Consider the following 17,574-nt stretch of genomic DNA (forward strand, 5'->3'; position numbering starts at 1 on the left):
TATGGACGCTTTTATCAAACCTCTATTTCTAATCACGCTTGTTGTGCTATCAGCTGCGACTGAAAATGTTGACGCCAATGATACGTCCGATCCTTTGCTCTATATTGAGGCGTATTATCGGGAGATACATCCGCTTGATGACGAAAAGCTGAAACGAAATACGTTAAAAGGTCTGCTCGACGAGATCTCACAAGCACCAAAAATTAGCAACGACAATCCAGCAAAATATTTCCTAAGTATGGGGCTACTTACAGCGGCTTACGCCGAAACTCGCGGCATGAAAGGACTAGGAGACTTAAAAAGAGCTCGTGGTTATTTAATGGAATCGATAACACAAGATCAGGATTTACTAGACGGCTACGCTCAAGCATTCTTGGCGAGACTATTCTGTACACTTCCAGGCTGGCCGATTTCTTGGGGAAACCAAAAAGAGTGTAACTTACAACTCGAGACTGGGCTTAAAAACCACTCGACTGGGTTGGCAATAAATCTCTACTCTGGATTACGAGAAATAGAGGATCACAAACCACATAGAGCCATAGATTTTCTTAGCGCTGCATCACATGCAGATTTCCCTAAAAAAGCGTATCCGAATTGGTATGCGGCATTGTATTCCCAAGTAGAGATACACAGACAAGATCAATAACGCTAGCGTTCTAGAATTTCATCTTGCGGCACTTGCTCGCCATCAAAAATAAAAGCAGATAGCGTTGCTTGAGCGACATCACGATAGCGATACCATTCATCACCACCGTAGTAGGCCAACGCACCGGGCTCGGCATGCCCCTCACCATTATAGTATGAGGCGCAATCTCTTAATGGACGACTGGCTTCATCAGCTGTACGACAGTGTGACGCGTAATCGTTTTCGATATCAGTCGTCACATCAACCGTTTTTACACCTCGATCACGGAGCGTTTTAAGCAACCACACGATATAGTCACCATGCTCATCACAGGTTTCCGTGAAATTAAACTTACCGCCTCCACCTTGCGGGCCAGCCATAATAAATAGATTGGGGAATCCGTGGCTATGAACGCCGAGGAATGTACGCGTACCGCCGGTACGCCATTTATCCATCAACGACTGGCCTTTTGCGTCGTAGATATTTTCAAACGTAGCTGATGCCATCCACTGAAATCCAGTGGCGTAAGCGATGATGTCTAAAGGATATTCCGTATCGCCATGCACAACTCCGCGCTCATTGATCCTTGAAACACCATGCGGTGCCACATCCACAAGCTTTACTTGAGGCAAGTTAAAAGCGGGAAGGTATTCGTCATGGAAGGTAGGGCGCTTACAACCATAGGTGTAATAAGGCTTGAGAATTTCAGCAGTTTTGGGGTCTTTGACCACCGAATCAACACGGCCGCGGATTTGCTCCATTAACCGATAATTACCTTGCAATTGCTTTTGAACTATTTCTTCTTTAGTTAATTCGGCAACGTGTTTTTTGGGCTTTTTGATTTCGCTAACTTTGCCAGACAAGTAATCGTCGTTACCTTGCAACGCAGTGCGCCCCGTAGTAATTTTTGAAAAACGCGCGCGGCGGTCACGCGCCCAGTGCGGGTCTTTGCTCCACTCCTCAACTTCTTCCGGGGTGGTTTCACGTTGATCGCGAACATCCACTGTAGACGGTGTTCGCTGAAATACAGTGACCGACTTAGCAACCTTGGCAAGCTCCGGCACCAGCTGGACTGCAGTTGCACCAGTACCAATAACGCCGACATCTTTTCCTGCTAGGTCAACATTGTAATTCCAAGCCGACGTATGAAAGGCATGACCTTTGAACGTATCCATTCCTTCGATGCGCGCTAGCTTAGGTGTGGTTAAAATACCGTTTGCCAAAATTAGGTGGCGAGCATGCATAACATCCCCGCGATTGGTTTCGATACGCCAACGCTTTTTCTCTTCATCCCATTGAGTTTTTTCGACTACGGTGTGAAATAGGCAGCGATCATAAAATTTAAATTTCTCGGCAATTTTTTGGCAGTAACTATAGATTTCGTATCCCGACGCAAATTTCATGCTAGGGATATAGTCCATCTCTTCTAGTAACGGTAGATAACTATAGGCTTCGACATCGCACGCAATACCTGGATAGCGGTTCCAATACCAAGTACCACCGACGTCACCACCTTTCTCGCAGATACGCACATCAGTAAAACCCTCAGATTGCAACTTGTGCCATAACATCAAACCAGAGAACCCGGCCCCGACTACCATGATTTCGCATTCATCATCCAGCGCATCGCGAGGAACAGGGTCACCAGAATGGACATCTTCAACAAAACGCGCCAGATCACCTTCCGCTCTTACATAATCTGCCGCACCTTCTCGCGAGCTTTTGTAGTCGAAGTAGTGCGCCTGCGCTGCCTCATCAAAAAGCTTCTCCCGAGAAGCCTCGGGTAATGTTTTATAGTCGGCATTGTCAACCACGCCATAGCCCACATATGCCATCTTCGATGGTGGTTTGGAAGCGCGAGTATTAAAAACTTTTAAACCTGTATTTGGGTCGATACTAATAGGGCTTTTTGTCATGGCTTTTCTTTTAACAATAATTGTGGCGAATTAGTTTTGGATACTACCTATATGCAGCACAGCTGAAAGCACTTTACCTTCGTTTTAAATGGCGCGCAATTCAACATTGACTCCCAATCCGGATAAGTAACGAGTAGTTGTCTAGTCAGCGAGCATCCTCGCAGCGCCTGCAAATACATTTTCGTCGCAAATGTAGCAAGTCTTTATTTGCGTAGTAGGCCTACAGAAGACATAATCTACGCCACAAAATAGGGACTTTATAATTAATGCGTCACTTAACATTACTATTGTTTTTCTTACTACCTTTATTTTCCGGCTGCACCAGTACCCGAAGCATTGGCGACCTAGAAGACACTCTACAGGAAGACTATAAAGCCTACGACGAAGAATTGTGGGTAATCGATAAATCTAACGAGCTGCATGCAGAATTACAATCAAAAGGTTTGCTTTATGCAGACGAGCGCTACGACAAATATATTAATAACGTAAAAACATCTCTACTATCTAACAAACCATTGCTCGCGGACACCATACAAATTTATTTCACTCGCGCCGCCGAAGTTAATGCCTTTGCTTTACCAAATGGTAATATTTATATCAATAGCGGATTAATTGCGGCTATTCCAACCAACGAAGAGCTCGCATCTATTATTGCACACGAAATAGCGCACGTGCACAAACGCCACTCATTGAAGCAAGTCATTAGTCAAAAGAATACATTAATAGGTGCTCATGTTGCCGACTTAATGTTGTTTGGTATCGGACTACCTTATTTAGGTGCAATGGCTTCTATAACATCATTTTCTCGCGAGCAGGAAACTCAAGCTGACACTTACTCTTTAGAGCTCATTGATGATAGCGGTTATCGAGTAGATAGCCTCATGTCAGCTTTTAAGAGAATGAAGGACAACCCAGCACTTAAACATGTTAAGCACTCGGTTTATAGCACACACCCAAGTTACGACACACGCATTGAAGCACTGAGCGAAGAAATCGCAAACAGAAAAAAAACTGACCCTGATGTTATTGTTAACCAAGAATTCCACAATCTAGACCAACAATACCGAGCTATCCGAGAGCCAATAATCATAGATGTCATTGAATCACAATTACGAGAACGGCACTTCTTCTTAGCTCTATATTTGTTAGCTAGCCTTAAAGCAGAGAATCCATCTGACGAAGAAAAAGCACTCATCAGTTATTACGAAGGCGAAGCCTACCGAGGAATTTACCAGCACCCAGAAACTGCCGCGAAAGAAAAAACCTGGATCGACACAGGTAAAACTCGTGTTAATCAAGATATTTTAAGAACTATAAATCAAGATCGACATATCTATCTTACCTCGGCATTAGATAGCTATAAACTTTCACGCTCGTCGCCTATAAAACAAAGCGTAAAAGCACTTAAAAAGATCGGCGAACTGTTTGAGAAAAAAGGACAAGCCAACGACGCTATTGAGTATTACAAGTCTTATTTAGACGCAGCACCTGAAGCTCTCGACAGAATTCAAGTACAAATAAAAATATCACGTTTAGAAAACCATTAAACATTGGGGATAATCATGAAACTTTCACTACCAATCCTACTCTTTTCGCTGGCACTATTGGTTGGCTGCTCCGCTACAACCATGCGCTCTCACCCTACACTTACACAAGAATTAGAACGCATTGACTCCGTCGTGATCGCTCCACCTATTATCGAAGTGCAATTAATGACGCTAACAGGTGAAAATGAAAGCATTCCCGAGAAAGAAGAGGAGATTAGCAACTATATCAATGAACATATCCGGTTGAGGTTAGTTGAGCAAGGTTTTGATGTTGTGGAGTTTGATTTTGAAAACGCAAAGCTAGAGGATCCAGACTTCGCCTACACCATTACGAAATTGCAGGAAGGCTATGACGAAGTCAAAGAAGAGCTACAAATTGGTAGGGCGCTGTCCAACGCCAAAGCATCGGAACTCAAATCGTACATTGGTGATGCAATCCATACCGTACAAGCAAAAACTAGTGCTGATGCAATATTAATCACACGATTTTCAGGATTCCAAAAGTCCGGCGGCTATGTCGCCAAAGATGCAGGGACATCGATACTCATTGGCATCTTGAGTGGTGGAACCTATATTCCAATCCAGCAAGCATCAGGAGCTGGCTTCGAAGCTGCACTCGTCGACGGCTATACTGGCGAGCTGCTCTGGGCCGACTCTCGGAACGGCGCATTATCGGGCGCATTATCCAATGCTGTATTTGCAAAATTACCCATTGATGTAGATCCAGTACTAGCCTCGGATCCGCAAGCACAGCCCAGCTCTGAACTAGAAAACGTCGATTTATCTAAAGCAGAGGCTAGCGATTTGGACCTCAATGCTACAGCTGTAGAATAAGCTCACCAGAATAATTTTTTAAATACGCTAAGCGGTCTAGCCGTCGCTTAGCGTTTACGCCCGCCGCCAGATATTAGGCATCAATACCTAAAGCACCACCAAACACCAACGAATAAAAATCGCCAATCACCGGAAAACTCAGGTGGCTTTCATTCGAACGCATGGCCTATGAATTGATTCCAGCTTTTTTGCAGCAAGCTCCATACTCCCTCCTTTTAAAGTACGTGCGCCATATTCAGCGCGTTTACGACTCAGCATTCATGTAGATATACGCGCCAAACTTCTCAATCTTGTCGATTTTATTGTGTGGGCAAATTGTCGCTACGCTTTTCGTAGCTACACTTTAAACATAGGCACCCACTATTACGTCACTAATACTCCCCGATACATCCCATCCAACCCTAATTTTTATATGGATAATCTGATGTTAAACGCTGTTTTATCAACTACCGCCAATTGGCCCATAGACAAGAAAATTCGATCCCTAGTTATACCACCACTATGTTTATTGGCTCTACTCACTATATTCCTAGTGATCAGCTCTTTTCGAGATGTTCGGCAGGGGTACCAAACACAAGATATAGTGACGATGGCTGAGGCACTCGATAAGGTCGCTCACAATCACGCTGTAGAAAGAGGTTTAACGGCCGGATTTCTTGCTAGTAAAGGGACCCGAAACAGCAATGCATTAAAAGAACAACGCGCCAAAGCAGACCAAGCAAGGTTAAACTTCATTAAACAATTAGAGTTACACCGAGGTGATTACGGCCAAGAGATACAAGAACGTCTGGCTACCCTACACGGGAAGCTCGAAAAGGTGGAAGGATTACGCAAGCTAGTCGATGTGTTATCCCCTCAGTCAAATGCATTCAATGTGTATTCCGACATCAACAAAAGTGCTATCGACATTCTTGCAGAGCTTTCTTGGCGGTTGGAATCGCAACAAAACATACGTCGTATCAACGCGCTCGTTCATAGCTTATGGCTGAAAGAATTATCCGGGCAAGAGCGCGGCGCGCTGAACGGGGTGTTTATAAAAGGTCTCTTCGATACGGCAACAGCAGTACGCGTCAATACCTATATCTCAACACAGACAAAGCACATTGATGCGCTGCAACAGACCCTAAACCCTGAACAATATCAGTCTCTTAATAGCTCATTGAATAACCCAGACAGCCTGGCAACCTTAAATATGCGCAATCAATTTCTGAACGCTGTAGCAGAAGGTCAAAACAGCATTTCGATTAGTGCTGGAGATTGGTTTGCAGCGTCGACTAAACGTATTGGTGAAATCGCGAAAATTGCCAATGCTTTAGCGGGGGAAATTCGCAGTGATACACAGCGACAATTACAAACTGCATGGCTATCGCTCTTGGCCATATCTATTATTGCAGGCGGCTTATTACTTACTCTTTTCACGCTTAGTCGAATCATTGCATCGCAATTAGTAGGCAACATTAATAACGTTATTCGTGGTCTTTCGACGGTACGAGATAGCCACGACTACTCAACACGAGTTGAAGTCATTTGTAAAGATGAAACAGGTAATGCAGCCCTTGCCTTTAATGAATTAATGGAACAGCTCCAATCTGCTTTCTCGGGTGTCAATGACGTTATGTCAGCCATTGCTGAAGGGCAATTTGATTCGCGAATTAACACCGTATTCACTGGAGACCTACGAACGTTAAGGAGCAGTGTCAATGCCTCCGCGCAAACCGTCGAGATCACCATGCAGGCACTACACGATGTGATGAAAAGTTTAGAGGAAGGCGATTTTTCTGCACGAATGTCACCCCAAGTTAAAGGCGATTTTAAAACACAAGTCGACAACGCAATGATCGCTATGGAAGAAGCAATTTCTGAAGTTATCCATATTATGACGGCGATGAGTAACGGCGACTTTTCGCAACGCATTACACGATCGATGCGCGGGCAGCTTCAATCATTGAGTCGTGGCGTCAATATCTCGATGGACAACGTGTCTAGCGCAATGAACGAAATATCCGCTACGCTTTCCGCGCAAAGTCAAGGTCAGTTTTCTGCGCGGATGAATGGTTCATTTTCCGGTGAACTAGCCGATTTACAAAATGCGATTAACAGCTCTATGCAGAGCATTGATCGAGCGCTGTCGGATATCGGAAACGTATTCAATCGTGTCCGCGGCGGTGACTTTACAGGCAGAATCACCGGACAAATGAATGGTGATTTAGCCACCATGAAGCAAAACATTAACTCTTCGCTTAATGAGCTAGAAAAAGCCATTAACGAAATAGTTACCATTGCGGTCGCCCAGGAAGCGGGGCAACTCGATCAGCGCATTCAAGGTGAATATCAAGGCCAGCTCGGAGAACTGACTCAAGCGCTAAATGGTTCTAGCATTTCCCTCGCTTCCGCTGTAGAAGCCATTAAAGCGGTTATGTCCGCCGTTGAAGAAGGTGATTTTTCCAAACGTATTACGAACACATTGAGTGGTGAGTTCAATACGCTAAAGCAGACAATTAACGTTTCGCTGGATGAACTGGCGCAAGCGATTTCACATATCGAAATGCTGGTTGCTAGTCAGCAAGCAGGGGAACTCACGCATCGCATGCCCATACATTATCGCGGCGCGTTACTCACTATAGCGAAAGCATTTAACGCATCGCTAGACAACCTCGGCAATATTGTTTCACGCATTCAAGAATCGGCTGGAGATGCCAAGCATACAGCCAACGAACAAGTAACCGCCATTGACGAGATGGCTAAACGCACAGAGTCTCAAGCCTCGGCACTAGAAGAAATATCTTCTACCATGCAAACCATTAAAATGAGCGTCAGCACAGCTGAAGACCATTGCAACACGATGACTGAAGATATACGCAGCGCTGCAAAACACACCAACAGTAGCCTTAGCACAGTCAGCCAAACACTGGAATCGATGGGACAGATGCGAGAATCCAGCCGACAAATTTCGTCTATTACCAACCTTATTGACGAAATTGCTTTTCAAACCAATTTACTAGCACTTAATGCAGCGGTTGAAGCCGCCCGTGCAGGAGAACAAGGTCGTGGTTTTGCGGTTGTTGCCAGTGAAGTACGTAATCTCGCACAACGTTCCAGCCAAGCGGCTCAAGACATCAAAGAGTTAATAGACAGTAGCGCTACTGCTGTTAATGAAAGCTACGATTTGGCACTAAAGTCTAACGAAGGGCTAGAAAAAATCGTGGCGATTATCGAAAAGGCTGAATCAAGCGCAGGAAATATATTATCCAGCGCAATGACACAAACCCAAAGCATTACAGAGATCAATACGGCGATTAGTGAACTGGATGGCATGACGCAGAAAAACGCCGCAATGGTTGAAGAAACAAATGCAGCAACAGTTTCAATGCGAAATCAATCGACAGGCGTTAACGAACAACTCTCATTTTTTAAACTTTAGCGTAGCTCTATGTTAAATAGTTTGCGATTTATAACGCTGGCTCAACTCTGATACTTTGCGGACGTAATGCTTTGTTTCTCGATACGGGGGAATTCGATTGCCGTGCTTTTTCACCGCGTTTTCACCCGCATTGTACGCCGCCACCGCCAACTCCACATTACCATCAAACATCTCTAGAAGATCTTTTAAGTAACGTACGCCTCCAGAGATATTTTGGCGGGGGTCTTGCCGATTGGTGACACCATAGCGCTGCGCAGTACCCGGCATTAATTGCATCAAACCTACGGCACCTGCACTAGATACCGCGTAGGAATTGTAGAAACTTTCCGCGTGAATCACGGCATGCACTAGCCAATTAGGTACTTCGTGCGTTTTCGATGTTTCGGCAATCAATGTTCGATATTTCTTTTTGTTTTCTCGATAATTATTGGTTGTACCCGGGTCTACCCAGCCTTTCCAGGATTTCTTGAGCTCTACATAGCCATCATGAAAAGAGCGATCCGAATAGGTAACGCGTCCCTTTGAATCTACATATTTATAAATCTTCGGCCCAGCGTTAACTGTTAGCGGAAGAGCAGTGCACAAGCAGAGCAAAGTAGTGTTGGCGAGGAATCTCATTACGCGGGCTCTCTAAGTATTTTTTAGAAAGATGAACGAGATAAGCTTAGCAGAGTGTTTGAGAATTGGTTCTCATTTTGTCGACGAGCAACCGTCTAGCAAGGATGAGCTTTCAGTTAGTTGCCATGTCAACGTTAGGAGGAAGATAAAAGAAAGGGGCAATACTGCCCCCTTTGGAATATTAGTTCAGATACTTGATTATTTTTTCGCTGCAGCCTTTTTCTCTTCTTCTAATCGAGCGCCTTTCAACATATTGGGCAGCGCATAGTTGCCCTCATGGCATGCGTACTCAAAGATCTGCCCATCAAGGGTTGAGAATTCGTATTCACCTCCCCAAGGCTCGGCCCATACATCGGGATCAATTACGCTAAAGGCATAGTGCAAGCGGTTTTCTGCAACACGCGTAAACTTCTCAATGACCTTAAGGTTTTTCCATGAGCCGTAAAATGCTTGGTCTTGAGGGATATTAGTCGTTTCAACGACTAAGGTGTTGCCATCCCAGTGACCGATCGAGTCACCAAAGTAGGGACGTGCGTCGGTTTTACTGTGCTCGGCGTTTAGACGAACCATTCTCGCATCATGATTCATTTCAACCAGAATCATCACAGTGTCTGCTGACTGCACGATTTGATAGTTATTATTGTAGAAGCCATTTGGAAACATGGGCGGCCCTGCGTTACGACCGAACCCTATGATGCAGCGCTCACCTAATGACATGGTTTCAGCTTGTCCCATACGGTCTTGAAAACCGAAACGCGAATAGTAACGTGGTGCAGGTTTTCCCGACTTGGTTTTGGGGATCTGCCCGTCTTTTGTAGTCAGCAACGAGGTGCGTGGCTCGCCGCCCACACGCATGACACGATCGCCGGAGTTAATCCAGAAGTGATTATATCCACCTACCGCACCCCCCGCCGACTGGAATCGTGGCCGCTTGACTTTGTCACCTTCGCTTTGATGCTCCGCCCCGGCGTTAGGGTCAGTGGCTTCACCGCGCAGTGCTACGTAGTCCGCTTCATCTTTTTCAATCACACGAACTTCTTCCTCGGTATATACCAACCGATCACCGAATTCTTTGGGGCGCGTCGTAGTGGTTAAGGAAACATTGGTCCAAAAGCCCTGTAGGTCTGGCTGACCAAATTCATTTTTAGGGACTTTGTAACCGTCGTACAGTTTTTGTGACATCACATTGCTACTACCCAAGGTAGCAGCAAAAACTAACGCAAAGCTGACAGTCAGTTTTTTGGGAAGAGTTATGGTCATACGGATCTCCAAGACGTTCTATGCATACGAACAAAGGTGTGTTGTTGTAGTTACCGTATTCAGATATTTACCGATAGTCCTTACAACACACGTTCGCCAAAAAAACAGTGCGGGCGGCATGTTTTTGGTATGGCGGGCAGCTTATCAACGTGTCGCTAGCTTGGAAACAAACTAAATAAATATTAACGTTTGTAAGGGCTACAGCGCACTCAGTACGCTGATTTCTTTACATTGCAGAAAATGCAGAGACGGAACCATTTTCCCTATTTGCTCAACAGCAGCGTGATTTCAACCTAGTGGCTAGAGGAAAGAACGGGCGCTTGCGCGCCCCTAATTGTGCTATTTTTTCTTGCCTCCAACCTGGCGAGTATCGGTAGCTTTGAGCTTGTCAAAAGATCGCATACCACCAATACCCAGCATGCCTGTAATCAACGCAAACAATGGTCCGGCATCTAATACAGGGGGCGGTAAAAAGGTACAAGCTGCTGATGACGCCGCTTCAACATCAGCGATGTGGCAGGGGATCCAGCCGCGCGATTGACCGAGCGCCCATATCCATACAAGCAGTGGATAAAGCACGAATTGATAAGCTAACGCTATTCCACCGACCCAGCCGATAAATGGCCGCCAGCCCGCCACAAAAATTGAACCATGGCGCGCTTCCTCCTGGTTAACAGCCATTTGGCTTTTAGCGAGCGACGCGTTAATTTCTTGCTCTTGTAATGCAATTTTTAATCGCTCTTCATCCGAGGTAAATAAATCATCAGCTAGTCCACCGACACCTTTTACGATGTCTCCAATCCCTAATAAATTTAAACTCATGCGACACCTCCTAGTGTACGATTCAACCAGCCGACTAAAAATTTGATTTGTGAACGATCACGCTTCACGATCTCGGTATAGCGCGCAACTTTTGCTAATGCATACTTTGTGACAAACAATTCTTCCTCGGCAGCATTTATTTTTTCTAAGCTTTTGCTGCCGATTATCCCGTCAGGGGTTGATCCAACAACCAACTGCGCAAGTTTAGACGCAGTGCGCACACCGGCATTCACAGCAAAGTCAAATAGCGTTTGCGCGATACGTTGACTTTCTATTTGATCGCCTCTGATTTTGTCCCAAAATTTTTCTTTGTAAAAGTCAAATACAAGCTCGGTGAGTTTTGGATTTTCCAGATCGTTGTTATCGATCAGATCCCAGCCTTGCCAATTCGAATGAAAGTTTCGAGCGATACCAGCATAGGTTTGCCCGCCCCGGTCGCCTGAGACATTATGATTGCGATAACCGCCTTCATTGCGGATCATAATTTCATATGCAGGTTGGAAATCAGCCATATTACCTCCTTGTCATGTTGTAAAATCATCAAATAGTCACAAGTGAACCGCATCAGAGACTCACTTTAAGAACACTTTGTTTGTGCTTACCGAACGCATCCTAGCGGATTTCGAGTGAGTCGACATCATCTATATCTAGCGCAGTCCTCATATATGCAAACTCACCGTAAAATAGTCGGCAAGCTGCTTTTGACCAACGACATAGCTTAAGGTACTTTAAGCGTCAAATGAGGCCTATTTCGCTGCCAGGGACAGAGTGCAATGACAAAATATGACGTCTACATCGTCAACAACCTAATTGACAATGAAGAAGCCAGTAAAGATGCTTTGTCAGCCGCCAAAGCAAACATAGCGCAACGCTTTAAGTTACCGCCTGAAAAAGTTGAGGCTCTGTTCAAACAGAGGCGAGTCGCCATTAAGCGAGGCGTTTCCGAGAGTGTGGCAAAAAAACTAGCCGGAGCCATAGAAAGCTGCGGGGTAGAATCGGAAATCGTTGCACTCAACAAGGAACCTGAAGAGGCACTTTCACTAACCCCCATCGAACCAACATCTCCAGCTCCAGCTCCAGCTCCAGCTCCAGCCTCGCAGCAAGCGACAGAGCCTACCAATGCAACGGTCGCTAACAATAGGGGCGAATCAATTTACAGCGCACCTACTGCAAGCGTTGATAAGGATTTGTTTTGTCGCCAATGCGGTGCTCGCATGGCAGCCAATGCTTCGACATGTCCAAGTTGCGGCGCCGCAGCCCCTATTCAAGAAAACGGCCCAAGTAAAGTGGCCGCTGGCTTCCTAGCCTTTTTCCTGGGTGGGTTTGGGATCCATCGCTTTTACCTTCGGCAATGGTGGGGCGTTTTTTATATTCCTTTCGGTCTTTTGGGTGTCATTTTCCCAGTCACACTAATCGAGGCTATTTACTTTTGGGCTATGTCTAACGCTAAATGGCAACAAAAGTACGGCCATCTCCCTAAGAGTTCTGCGCTAGTTATCGTCGCGATTTGCATTGTGCCATTTATCGCTGTGGTCGGTATTTTGGCTGCAATCGCATTACCCGCCTACCAAGACTATACACATCGCGCCAAAGTATCAGAGGGCTTGATCGCTTTGCATGATACAGCGCGAGAAGTGGCAAGGGTTACCGTTAACGCGGGGACTCCACCTGCATCACTCGATGATGCAGGGATTTCTATCCAGGTAACCTCGACACATTTACAGTCAGTCGAGCTGAATGAATCTGGAGCAATTGTCGGCACTTATATCCCCTTCGCGAACAACGGCAATGCAATGACGATCACACTAGAACCTAATTACGTATTTGATGGAGAGTTAATCACAGCGGTTAGTTGGTCATGTAAAGGTGGCACAATGCCCGATAAATATCGGCCACCGGACTGCCGCGGTGGCTCTGATGCCGCACCCGCCGAAAAGGCTACGGTAGGTTCAAAAACGTTGCGCTCAGTTGAAAGTACAGCCACCCTCCAAGTCCCGAACAGCTGGAAAGAGGGTGTTGCTGAAAACGACGAAGCGTCGATCAATGCGGGCAATATCTATCGCGAAGCCTACGTATTGCTTCTTGAAGAGGAGGATAACGAAGCGTATTTTAGCGGCTTAGTCGATTTTGGACCCGCCATTGAAGACTACTACGCGTCTGCTTTAACAGATTTCAAACTTCTGTCGCGGTCCGATATCACTAGCGACGAAGGACGCCCAGGAAAAATACTCAAGTTTAGCGCGCACGAAGATGGCTACGATATCGTTTACATGGTGGCGCTGTATCACGACCACAATCGATATTATCAAGTATTTACTTGGAGTTTAGAAAACCGCTTCTCACAAAACGAAGCGGCATTTTTTGACGTTGTAAAGAGCTTTCACCCTTAAAATAAATCAACGCTCAAACACGGCACGACACGTTCGATTGGTGTTCTAGCGCTTTATAATGTCAGCACGCATAGGCGCTAGGCGTGCAAGCAATTTATTTTGTACCGGGTGTGAAATATCCGCACGATTCATTGCGAGAACGAGCAAATCAACCGTATGGTTAAAGTCAGCTTCACTAATCTGCATTCCAGTATGAATATCGACCATATTTCTACCTGCGTACTCGCAAGGGCCATCAGACACTTCACACAATAACTCGCTAAACTTGGCATGAAAGCGTTCAACATCTGCACCATTAAAATATTTTAAAAGCACTTCATCTCGCGATAGCGCAGTGAGAAACTCACCCATAATACGCTCGATACCTGACTTACCACCAAGCTCATTGTAGAGAGTACCCGCAGAATTGAGGGACTGACAGCCACCAAACGAAACAACACAAGTCAGAATCAGTGCTACTCTGATTGACAAAAAAGGTTGGCACTTTATTATTTTTTTCATCACCATCACCAAACGTAGCCAGTCAAAGAAAAATAAATACCGGATTGATCTTCCGATCCCGCCATCGTCCCAAGCTCCGCCCAAGCAAATGCTAAATTAAAGTGCTTGTTTGGAATATAAGCGATAAAAGCATCATAAGCGTCATCTTCTTCTACAAAACCCAGGTTGTCTGGCTTCTGTCGATATTCGAAACCCACAGCAATATGTCGACTCAGCAATACAGCCACTGCTCCCTCAATCATTAATTCATAGCTGTCATTGTCATCGCCACCAAACCCCAACAAACCAAATTGATTTGCCTTGGTTGCCCTCAATGTAACATCCCATAGCACGTTATAACCAAATGCAGCCGCCAGATGCGCTTTAGTAAACGCAACATAGGCATCAACACCGGTATCACTATCGCGTGCGCCGAGCGATTCAGCAATAGCTGAATCGTGTAGCTTTTTGTATTGCACACCAACACTGACCTGCGGCCAATATGAATAAATTAGATCACCAGCAACGCGAGCTTTAGCACCTACAATAGTTTGTTCTATTTCATTGGGTGAGTTAAAAATATCAAACGATTGCCGAGCGAGCGATAGTTCAACCCGATTATATAAACTAAATGCAGCCCCGTAGGCATTGAAGCGGTAGTCTTGAAAATCGGTGCGCGTCGTGAAAATACTGGCAGCAAGCTCTTCATCTGTACCATAACCGGCGATTGTCGCCCAAGGCACAAGACCACCGCCGCCACTACCTTCCATTTGCGACACACCCGCCGCCTCCAGCAACTTGCCACCGCCAGCATTAGCAGCCAAAGGAATGACCGCGATAAGACTTATCGCCAGGCTTTTTAGAATGCGTTTTCTAACATCAACTACCATCTTTAATTATTGACCTTTGTTTGTAGTGCGTGAATCTTTTTAGGGTTTTGATTAAATTGCATAATCCACTTTGGAACTTGATTGGCAGACATAGGCTTTGCGAAATAATAGCCTTGAGCCCAATCAATCCCCCATTTTTTAAGCAGATTGAGCGCTTCAATAGTCTCCACGCCTTCCGCTACGACACTTAAACCAAAACTACGTGCTAAAGATATGGTTGAACGCGTAATAATTTGGTCGTGGTTCGACGTATCTAAATCAGTAACAAAGCTTTTATCAATTTTTAGTTCGTTAACCGGCATATTTTTGAGCTGCGACAACGAAGAATACCCAGTACCAAAATCGTCGATTGACAATTCGAACCCTTTTTCGCGAAACTGATTAAGAAGGTTTATCGCTTCTTCTGGGTCACCCATCAATTCAGACTCAGTAATTTCAAACGAAATTGATGATGGGCGTACATTGTTTACTCGTAACTGTGAGTCAATTAACTCTAATAAATTAGGTGACGATAAGTCTTGCGCAGACAAATTAACCGCCACTTTGACTAGCAACCCCTGCTGTTTCCAATCGCCCAACTGATCTATTACCGTTTCAACCACCCATTCTGTTAATTGCTGGATGAGTCCGCCTTGCTCGGCAAGAGGCACAAACGCATCTGGCAAGACCAGCCCACGAGTGGGGTGCGACCAACGTAAAAGCGCCTCAAACCGTTCCGCGGCCCCGTCTTGCAAGCCGACCTTAGGCTGGTAATACACGCGCAGCTGCCCATCTTCCTCATGCAGCGTTTTCTTCAAATCCGCCAGTAGTTGCAATCGGTTCCGGTGATTTTCTTCGACTGAGGCATCGTAGCAAACGTAGGGCGCTCGGTTCCGCCGGGCCAAATCTAATGCGATGCCTGCCTTTTTGATCAGCCCCTCTGCATCGCTTGAGTCATCCGGCAAGGATGCCACGCCCAAGAAAAATCTCAGATGAATAGTAACACCGGATATTGCGTAGGGTTCTTGCAGGTGACTCAATAACTTGTCAGGTTTAGAAGTTGCCGCTCCTCGCTGAAATATAATAAGGAATTCATCAGCGCCTAACCTTGCAGCAAATTGTTTTGGTCCGCAAAGATCTTTTAGGCGCGCTGCCACGCTGATAAGGCACTGATCACCCACACCATGACCGAGCGAGTCATTAATTTCTCGAAAATCTCTAATATTAATAACAATAACTTCAATCGCAGGCAGGATTGACTCTACGTTTCTATAGTGGCGGGCTGCTTTATATTGAGCTTCGTTCTCACGGATAATTTCATCCAAACGTGATACCGCTCGAGACCGATTTATCAGTTTCGTTAGGTCGTCATGATTTGACTGGTAAGTGATTCGCTCTTCCCGCTCTTTTAAATCTGTCTGCATTCGAGAAAATGCGGCAATAAAACGACCAATCTCTTGAATATTACCACCAGCAGTTCTGGCTGCTTGGTACTGCCCCGCCGCTATTTTTCCAGCCAGTACGGAAAGCGCTTCAAGCGGTAACGCCATTTTTCGCGCAAACAGAATACCACCAATGAGGGCGGCAATTACGGCAACAAAAGTAATTAATAAAATCTCAATCTGCAGCATATCAAAGCTCGCGAACGCCGCATCGACAGAAGAAGAAAGATAAACAATTATCTTTGATTCATCAGACAACACCAATTGCTCTGTCACGTACTGCCGATCGCTGAATAGTGGCAATCGGATTTCTGAAAAGGAGCCAACATCATTCAGAGCATCGTCTAAATCCGCATCCTCCAATGTCGACACAATGACAGATGAAACATCATTTTGGCGCGCAACAAAACTCACATCAAGGTCAGAGATCTGTTTGAGGTCATTTGCGAATTCTTGATTCACGCGAAAGCCTATGACAGCCAAGCCAACGGGTAGAGGAGCGCGAACCGGAAGCACGATTATTTGATAAATATCATCGTTGAGCTTGATAAAATCCGATGCGCCGCTGTGTGCCAAGCTACGCTGTATCAATTCATCACTAGGAAATTGTTGCTGGGGTGTTAATGCCAGACTGGAAGAAGCAATAATCTTGTTCTTTAAAGAGACCAGAGCTAAAAGATCGGCATGAATACGACTCGCGTGGTTGGCCAATCCGTCGCCGACAGTTCTCTCGTTGCCGGATGCAATGGCTTGTTTAAAACCGAAGTCCGCAGTAAGTACTTCAGCTGAAGCAAGCAGCTGATCCTCTCGAGTTGAAAGCAAACGCTCGACAACACTGCGCCCGACCGTTAGTTCATTACTAATTTGTCCTCGCACATGAGTATTTGTTGAAACCCACACGGCAAGCGTAATAGCTAAAGTGGTCACAACGAGCGTGCCGGTGAGTAAGCGCAGAATGTGCGTTTGTAAAGGCTTTGCCATGCTAATTCGATCTGCCAGTGCTAAAAGGTCGACAAGGGTTGAATAAACGATTTACTCAGGTGTAGAAACGCTACGCGATAGAATAACGCATTACTTGAGAACAATTTACACGTTTAAAAATGGTTACGGTTCAAAGCGGATGCCTAGACAATCAACGTTAGAGGAAAGATCCTCAAAATCATCGACCCTAAAACCTCAAACCGAGAAGTGTACACAACTAAAAAGGCATACGCTTAAACATACTACCCAGGCAGCCATGAACTCACAATAGTGCTTAATAACATCACGCTAAATCTAGCGCTATTTATCATTTTATAGGCATAAAAAATAACATTCTTTACAGTTTAACCAGGCTTTGCTTTCCCCGCC

The 17,574-nt window shown here is 45.4% G+C and carries 13 protein-coding genes; 5 read left to right on the forward strand and 8 right to left on the reverse strand.

What is annotated here, in order from left to right; all coding sequences use genetic code 11:
* The first annotated feature begins 1 nt into the window (after position 1).
* Positions 2–646 (forward strand): hypothetical protein, encoded by a 645-nt coding sequence (locus tag ACZ5NB_RS18525; protein ID WP_460234219.1) that lies wholly within the window; start codon positions 2–4, stop codon positions 644–646.
* A 2-nt stretch (positions 647–648) separates the two neighbouring features.
* Here ACZ5NB_RS18525 and ACZ5NB_RS18530 read toward each other — a convergent pair whose 3' ends face one another.
* Entirely contained in the window at positions 649–2,541 is a 1,893-nt protein-coding gene (locus tag ACZ5NB_RS18530; RefSeq protein WP_460234220.1) for a flavin-containing monooxygenase, read from the reverse strand.
* A gap of 266 nt (positions 2,542–2,807) precedes the next feature.
* Here ACZ5NB_RS18530 and ACZ5NB_RS18535 point away from each other — a divergent pair, with 266 nt between their 5' ends.
* The 3 genes from ACZ5NB_RS18535 (at position 2,808) to ACZ5NB_RS18545 (ending at position 8,343) form a co-directional block, all read left to right on the forward strand.
* Positions 2,808–4,088, forward strand: coding sequence for a M48 family metallopeptidase (locus tag ACZ5NB_RS18535; protein WP_460234221.1), 1,281 nt, complete (start codon positions 2,808–2,810; stop codon positions 4,086–4,088).
* A 15-nt stretch (positions 4,089–4,103) separates the two neighbouring features.
* Positions 4,104–4,922: a hypothetical protein gene (locus tag ACZ5NB_RS18540; RefSeq protein WP_460234223.1), complete on the forward strand. Its 819-nt coding sequence runs from the start codon at positions 4,104–4,106 to the stop codon at positions 4,920–4,922.
* 424 nt (positions 4,923–5,346) lie between these two features.
* Positions 5,347–8,343 (forward strand): methyl-accepting chemotaxis protein, encoded by a 2,997-nt coding sequence (locus ACZ5NB_RS18545; protein ID WP_460234224.1) that lies wholly within the window; start codon positions 5,347–5,349, stop codon positions 8,341–8,343.
* A 12-nt stretch (positions 8,344–8,355) separates the two neighbouring features.
* Here the strand turns inward: ACZ5NB_RS18545 and ACZ5NB_RS18550 are convergent, their stop codons facing one another.
* From ACZ5NB_RS18550 to ACZ5NB_RS18565, 4 genes are all read right to left on the reverse strand, one after another.
* Complete coding sequence (locus ACZ5NB_RS18550; protein WP_460234225.1) at positions 8,356–8,961, reverse strand: transglycosylase SLT domain-containing protein; 606 nt, start codon at positions 8,959–8,961, stop codon at positions 8,356–8,358.
* 198 nt (positions 8,962–9,159) lie between these two features.
* Positions 9,160–10,221, reverse strand: a complete 1,062-nt coding sequence (locus ACZ5NB_RS18555) for a hypothetical protein (protein ID WP_460234226.1) — start codon at positions 10,219–10,221, stop codon at positions 9,160–9,162.
* Positions 10,222–10,560: 339 nt separating this feature from the next.
* Complete coding sequence (locus ACZ5NB_RS18560) at positions 10,561–11,043, reverse strand: 3TM-type holin (protein WP_460234227.1); 483 nt, start codon at positions 11,041–11,043, stop codon at positions 10,561–10,563.
* Complete coding sequence (locus ACZ5NB_RS18565) at positions 11,040–11,555, reverse strand: glycoside hydrolase family 108 protein (RefSeq protein ID WP_460234228.1); 516 nt, start codon at positions 11,553–11,555, stop codon at positions 11,040–11,042. Before ACZ5NB_RS18565 ends, ACZ5NB_RS18560 begins: the two co-directional genes overlap by 4 nt.
* A 261-nt stretch (positions 11,556–11,816) precedes the next feature.
* Here ACZ5NB_RS18565 and ACZ5NB_RS18570 point away from each other — a divergent pair, with 261 nt between their 5' ends.
* Positions 11,817–13,433 (forward strand): NINE protein, encoded by a 1,617-nt coding sequence (locus tag ACZ5NB_RS18570; RefSeq protein WP_460234229.1) that lies wholly within the window; start codon positions 11,817–11,819, stop codon positions 13,431–13,433.
* A gap of 45 nt (positions 13,434–13,478) precedes the next feature.
* Here the strand turns inward: ACZ5NB_RS18570 and ACZ5NB_RS18575 are convergent, their stop codons facing one another.
* The 3 genes from ACZ5NB_RS18575 to ACZ5NB_RS18585 are packed head-to-tail and all read right to left on the reverse strand — an operon-like array spanning position 13,479 to position 17,205.
* Positions 13,479–13,934 (reverse strand): group I truncated hemoglobin, encoded by a 456-nt coding sequence (locus tag ACZ5NB_RS18575; protein WP_460234230.1) that lies wholly within the window; start codon positions 13,932–13,934, stop codon positions 13,479–13,481.
* 5 nt (positions 13,935–13,939) lie between these two features.
* Entirely contained in the window at positions 13,940–14,803 is an 864-nt protein-coding gene (locus ACZ5NB_RS18580; protein ID WP_460234231.1) for a DUF3034 family protein, read from the reverse strand.
* A gap of 2 nt (positions 14,804–14,805) precedes the next feature.
* Positions 14,806–17,205, reverse strand: a complete 2,400-nt coding sequence (locus ACZ5NB_RS18585; protein WP_460234233.1) for a putative bifunctional diguanylate cyclase/phosphodiesterase — start codon at positions 17,203–17,205, stop codon at positions 14,806–14,808.
* Between the last annotated feature and the right edge of the window lie 369 nt (positions 17,206–17,574).

The organism is Aurantivibrio plasticivorans (assembly GCF_055392955.1).

Bases quoted from the DNA above. Each gene is read 5' to 3' on its own strand.
- ACZ5NB_RS18525 (WP_460234219.1), top strand. From the start codon at position 2: ATGGACGCTTTTATCAAACCTCTATTTCTAATCACGCTTGTTGTGCTA.
- ACZ5NB_RS18530 (WP_460234220.1), bottom strand. From the start codon at position 2,541: ATGACAAAAAGCCCTATTAGTATCGACCCAAATACAGGTTTAAAAGTT.
- ACZ5NB_RS18535 (WP_460234221.1), top strand. From the start codon at position 2,808: ATGCGTCACTTAACATTACTATTGTTTTTCTTACTACCTTTATTTTCC.
- ACZ5NB_RS18540 (WP_460234223.1), top strand. From the start codon at position 4,104: ATGAAACTTTCACTACCAATCCTACTCTTTTCGCTGGCACTATTGGTT.
- ACZ5NB_RS18545 (WP_460234224.1), top strand. From the start codon at position 5,347: ATGTTAAACGCTGTTTTATCAACTACCGCCAATTGGCCCATAGACAAG.
- ACZ5NB_RS18550 (WP_460234225.1), bottom strand. From the start codon at position 8,961: ATGAGATTCCTCGCCAACACTACTTTGCTCTGCTTGTGCACTGCTCTT.
- ACZ5NB_RS18555 (WP_460234226.1), bottom strand. From the start codon at position 10,221: ATGACCATAACTCTTCCCAAAAAACTGACTGTCAGCTTTGCGTTAGTT.
- ACZ5NB_RS18560 (WP_460234227.1), bottom strand. From the start codon at position 11,043: ATGAGTTTAAATTTATTAGGGATTGGAGACATCGTAAAAGGTGTCGGT.
- ACZ5NB_RS18565 (WP_460234228.1), bottom strand. From the start codon at position 11,555: ATGGCTGATTTCCAACCTGCATATGAAATTATGATCCGCAATGAAGGC.
- ACZ5NB_RS18570 (WP_460234229.1), top strand. From the start codon at position 11,817: ATGACAAAATATGACGTCTACATCGTCAACAACCTAATTGACAATGAA.
- ACZ5NB_RS18575 (WP_460234230.1), bottom strand. From the start codon at position 13,934: ATGAAAAAAATAATAAAGTGCCAACCTTTTTTGTCAATCAGAGTAGCA.
- ACZ5NB_RS18580 (WP_460234231.1), bottom strand. From the start codon at position 14,803: ATGGTAGTTGATGTTAGAAAACGCATTCTAAAAAGCCTGGCGATAAGT.
- ACZ5NB_RS18585 (WP_460234233.1), bottom strand. From the start codon at position 17,205: ATGGCAAAGCCTTTACAAACGCACATTCTGCGCTTACTCACCGGCACG.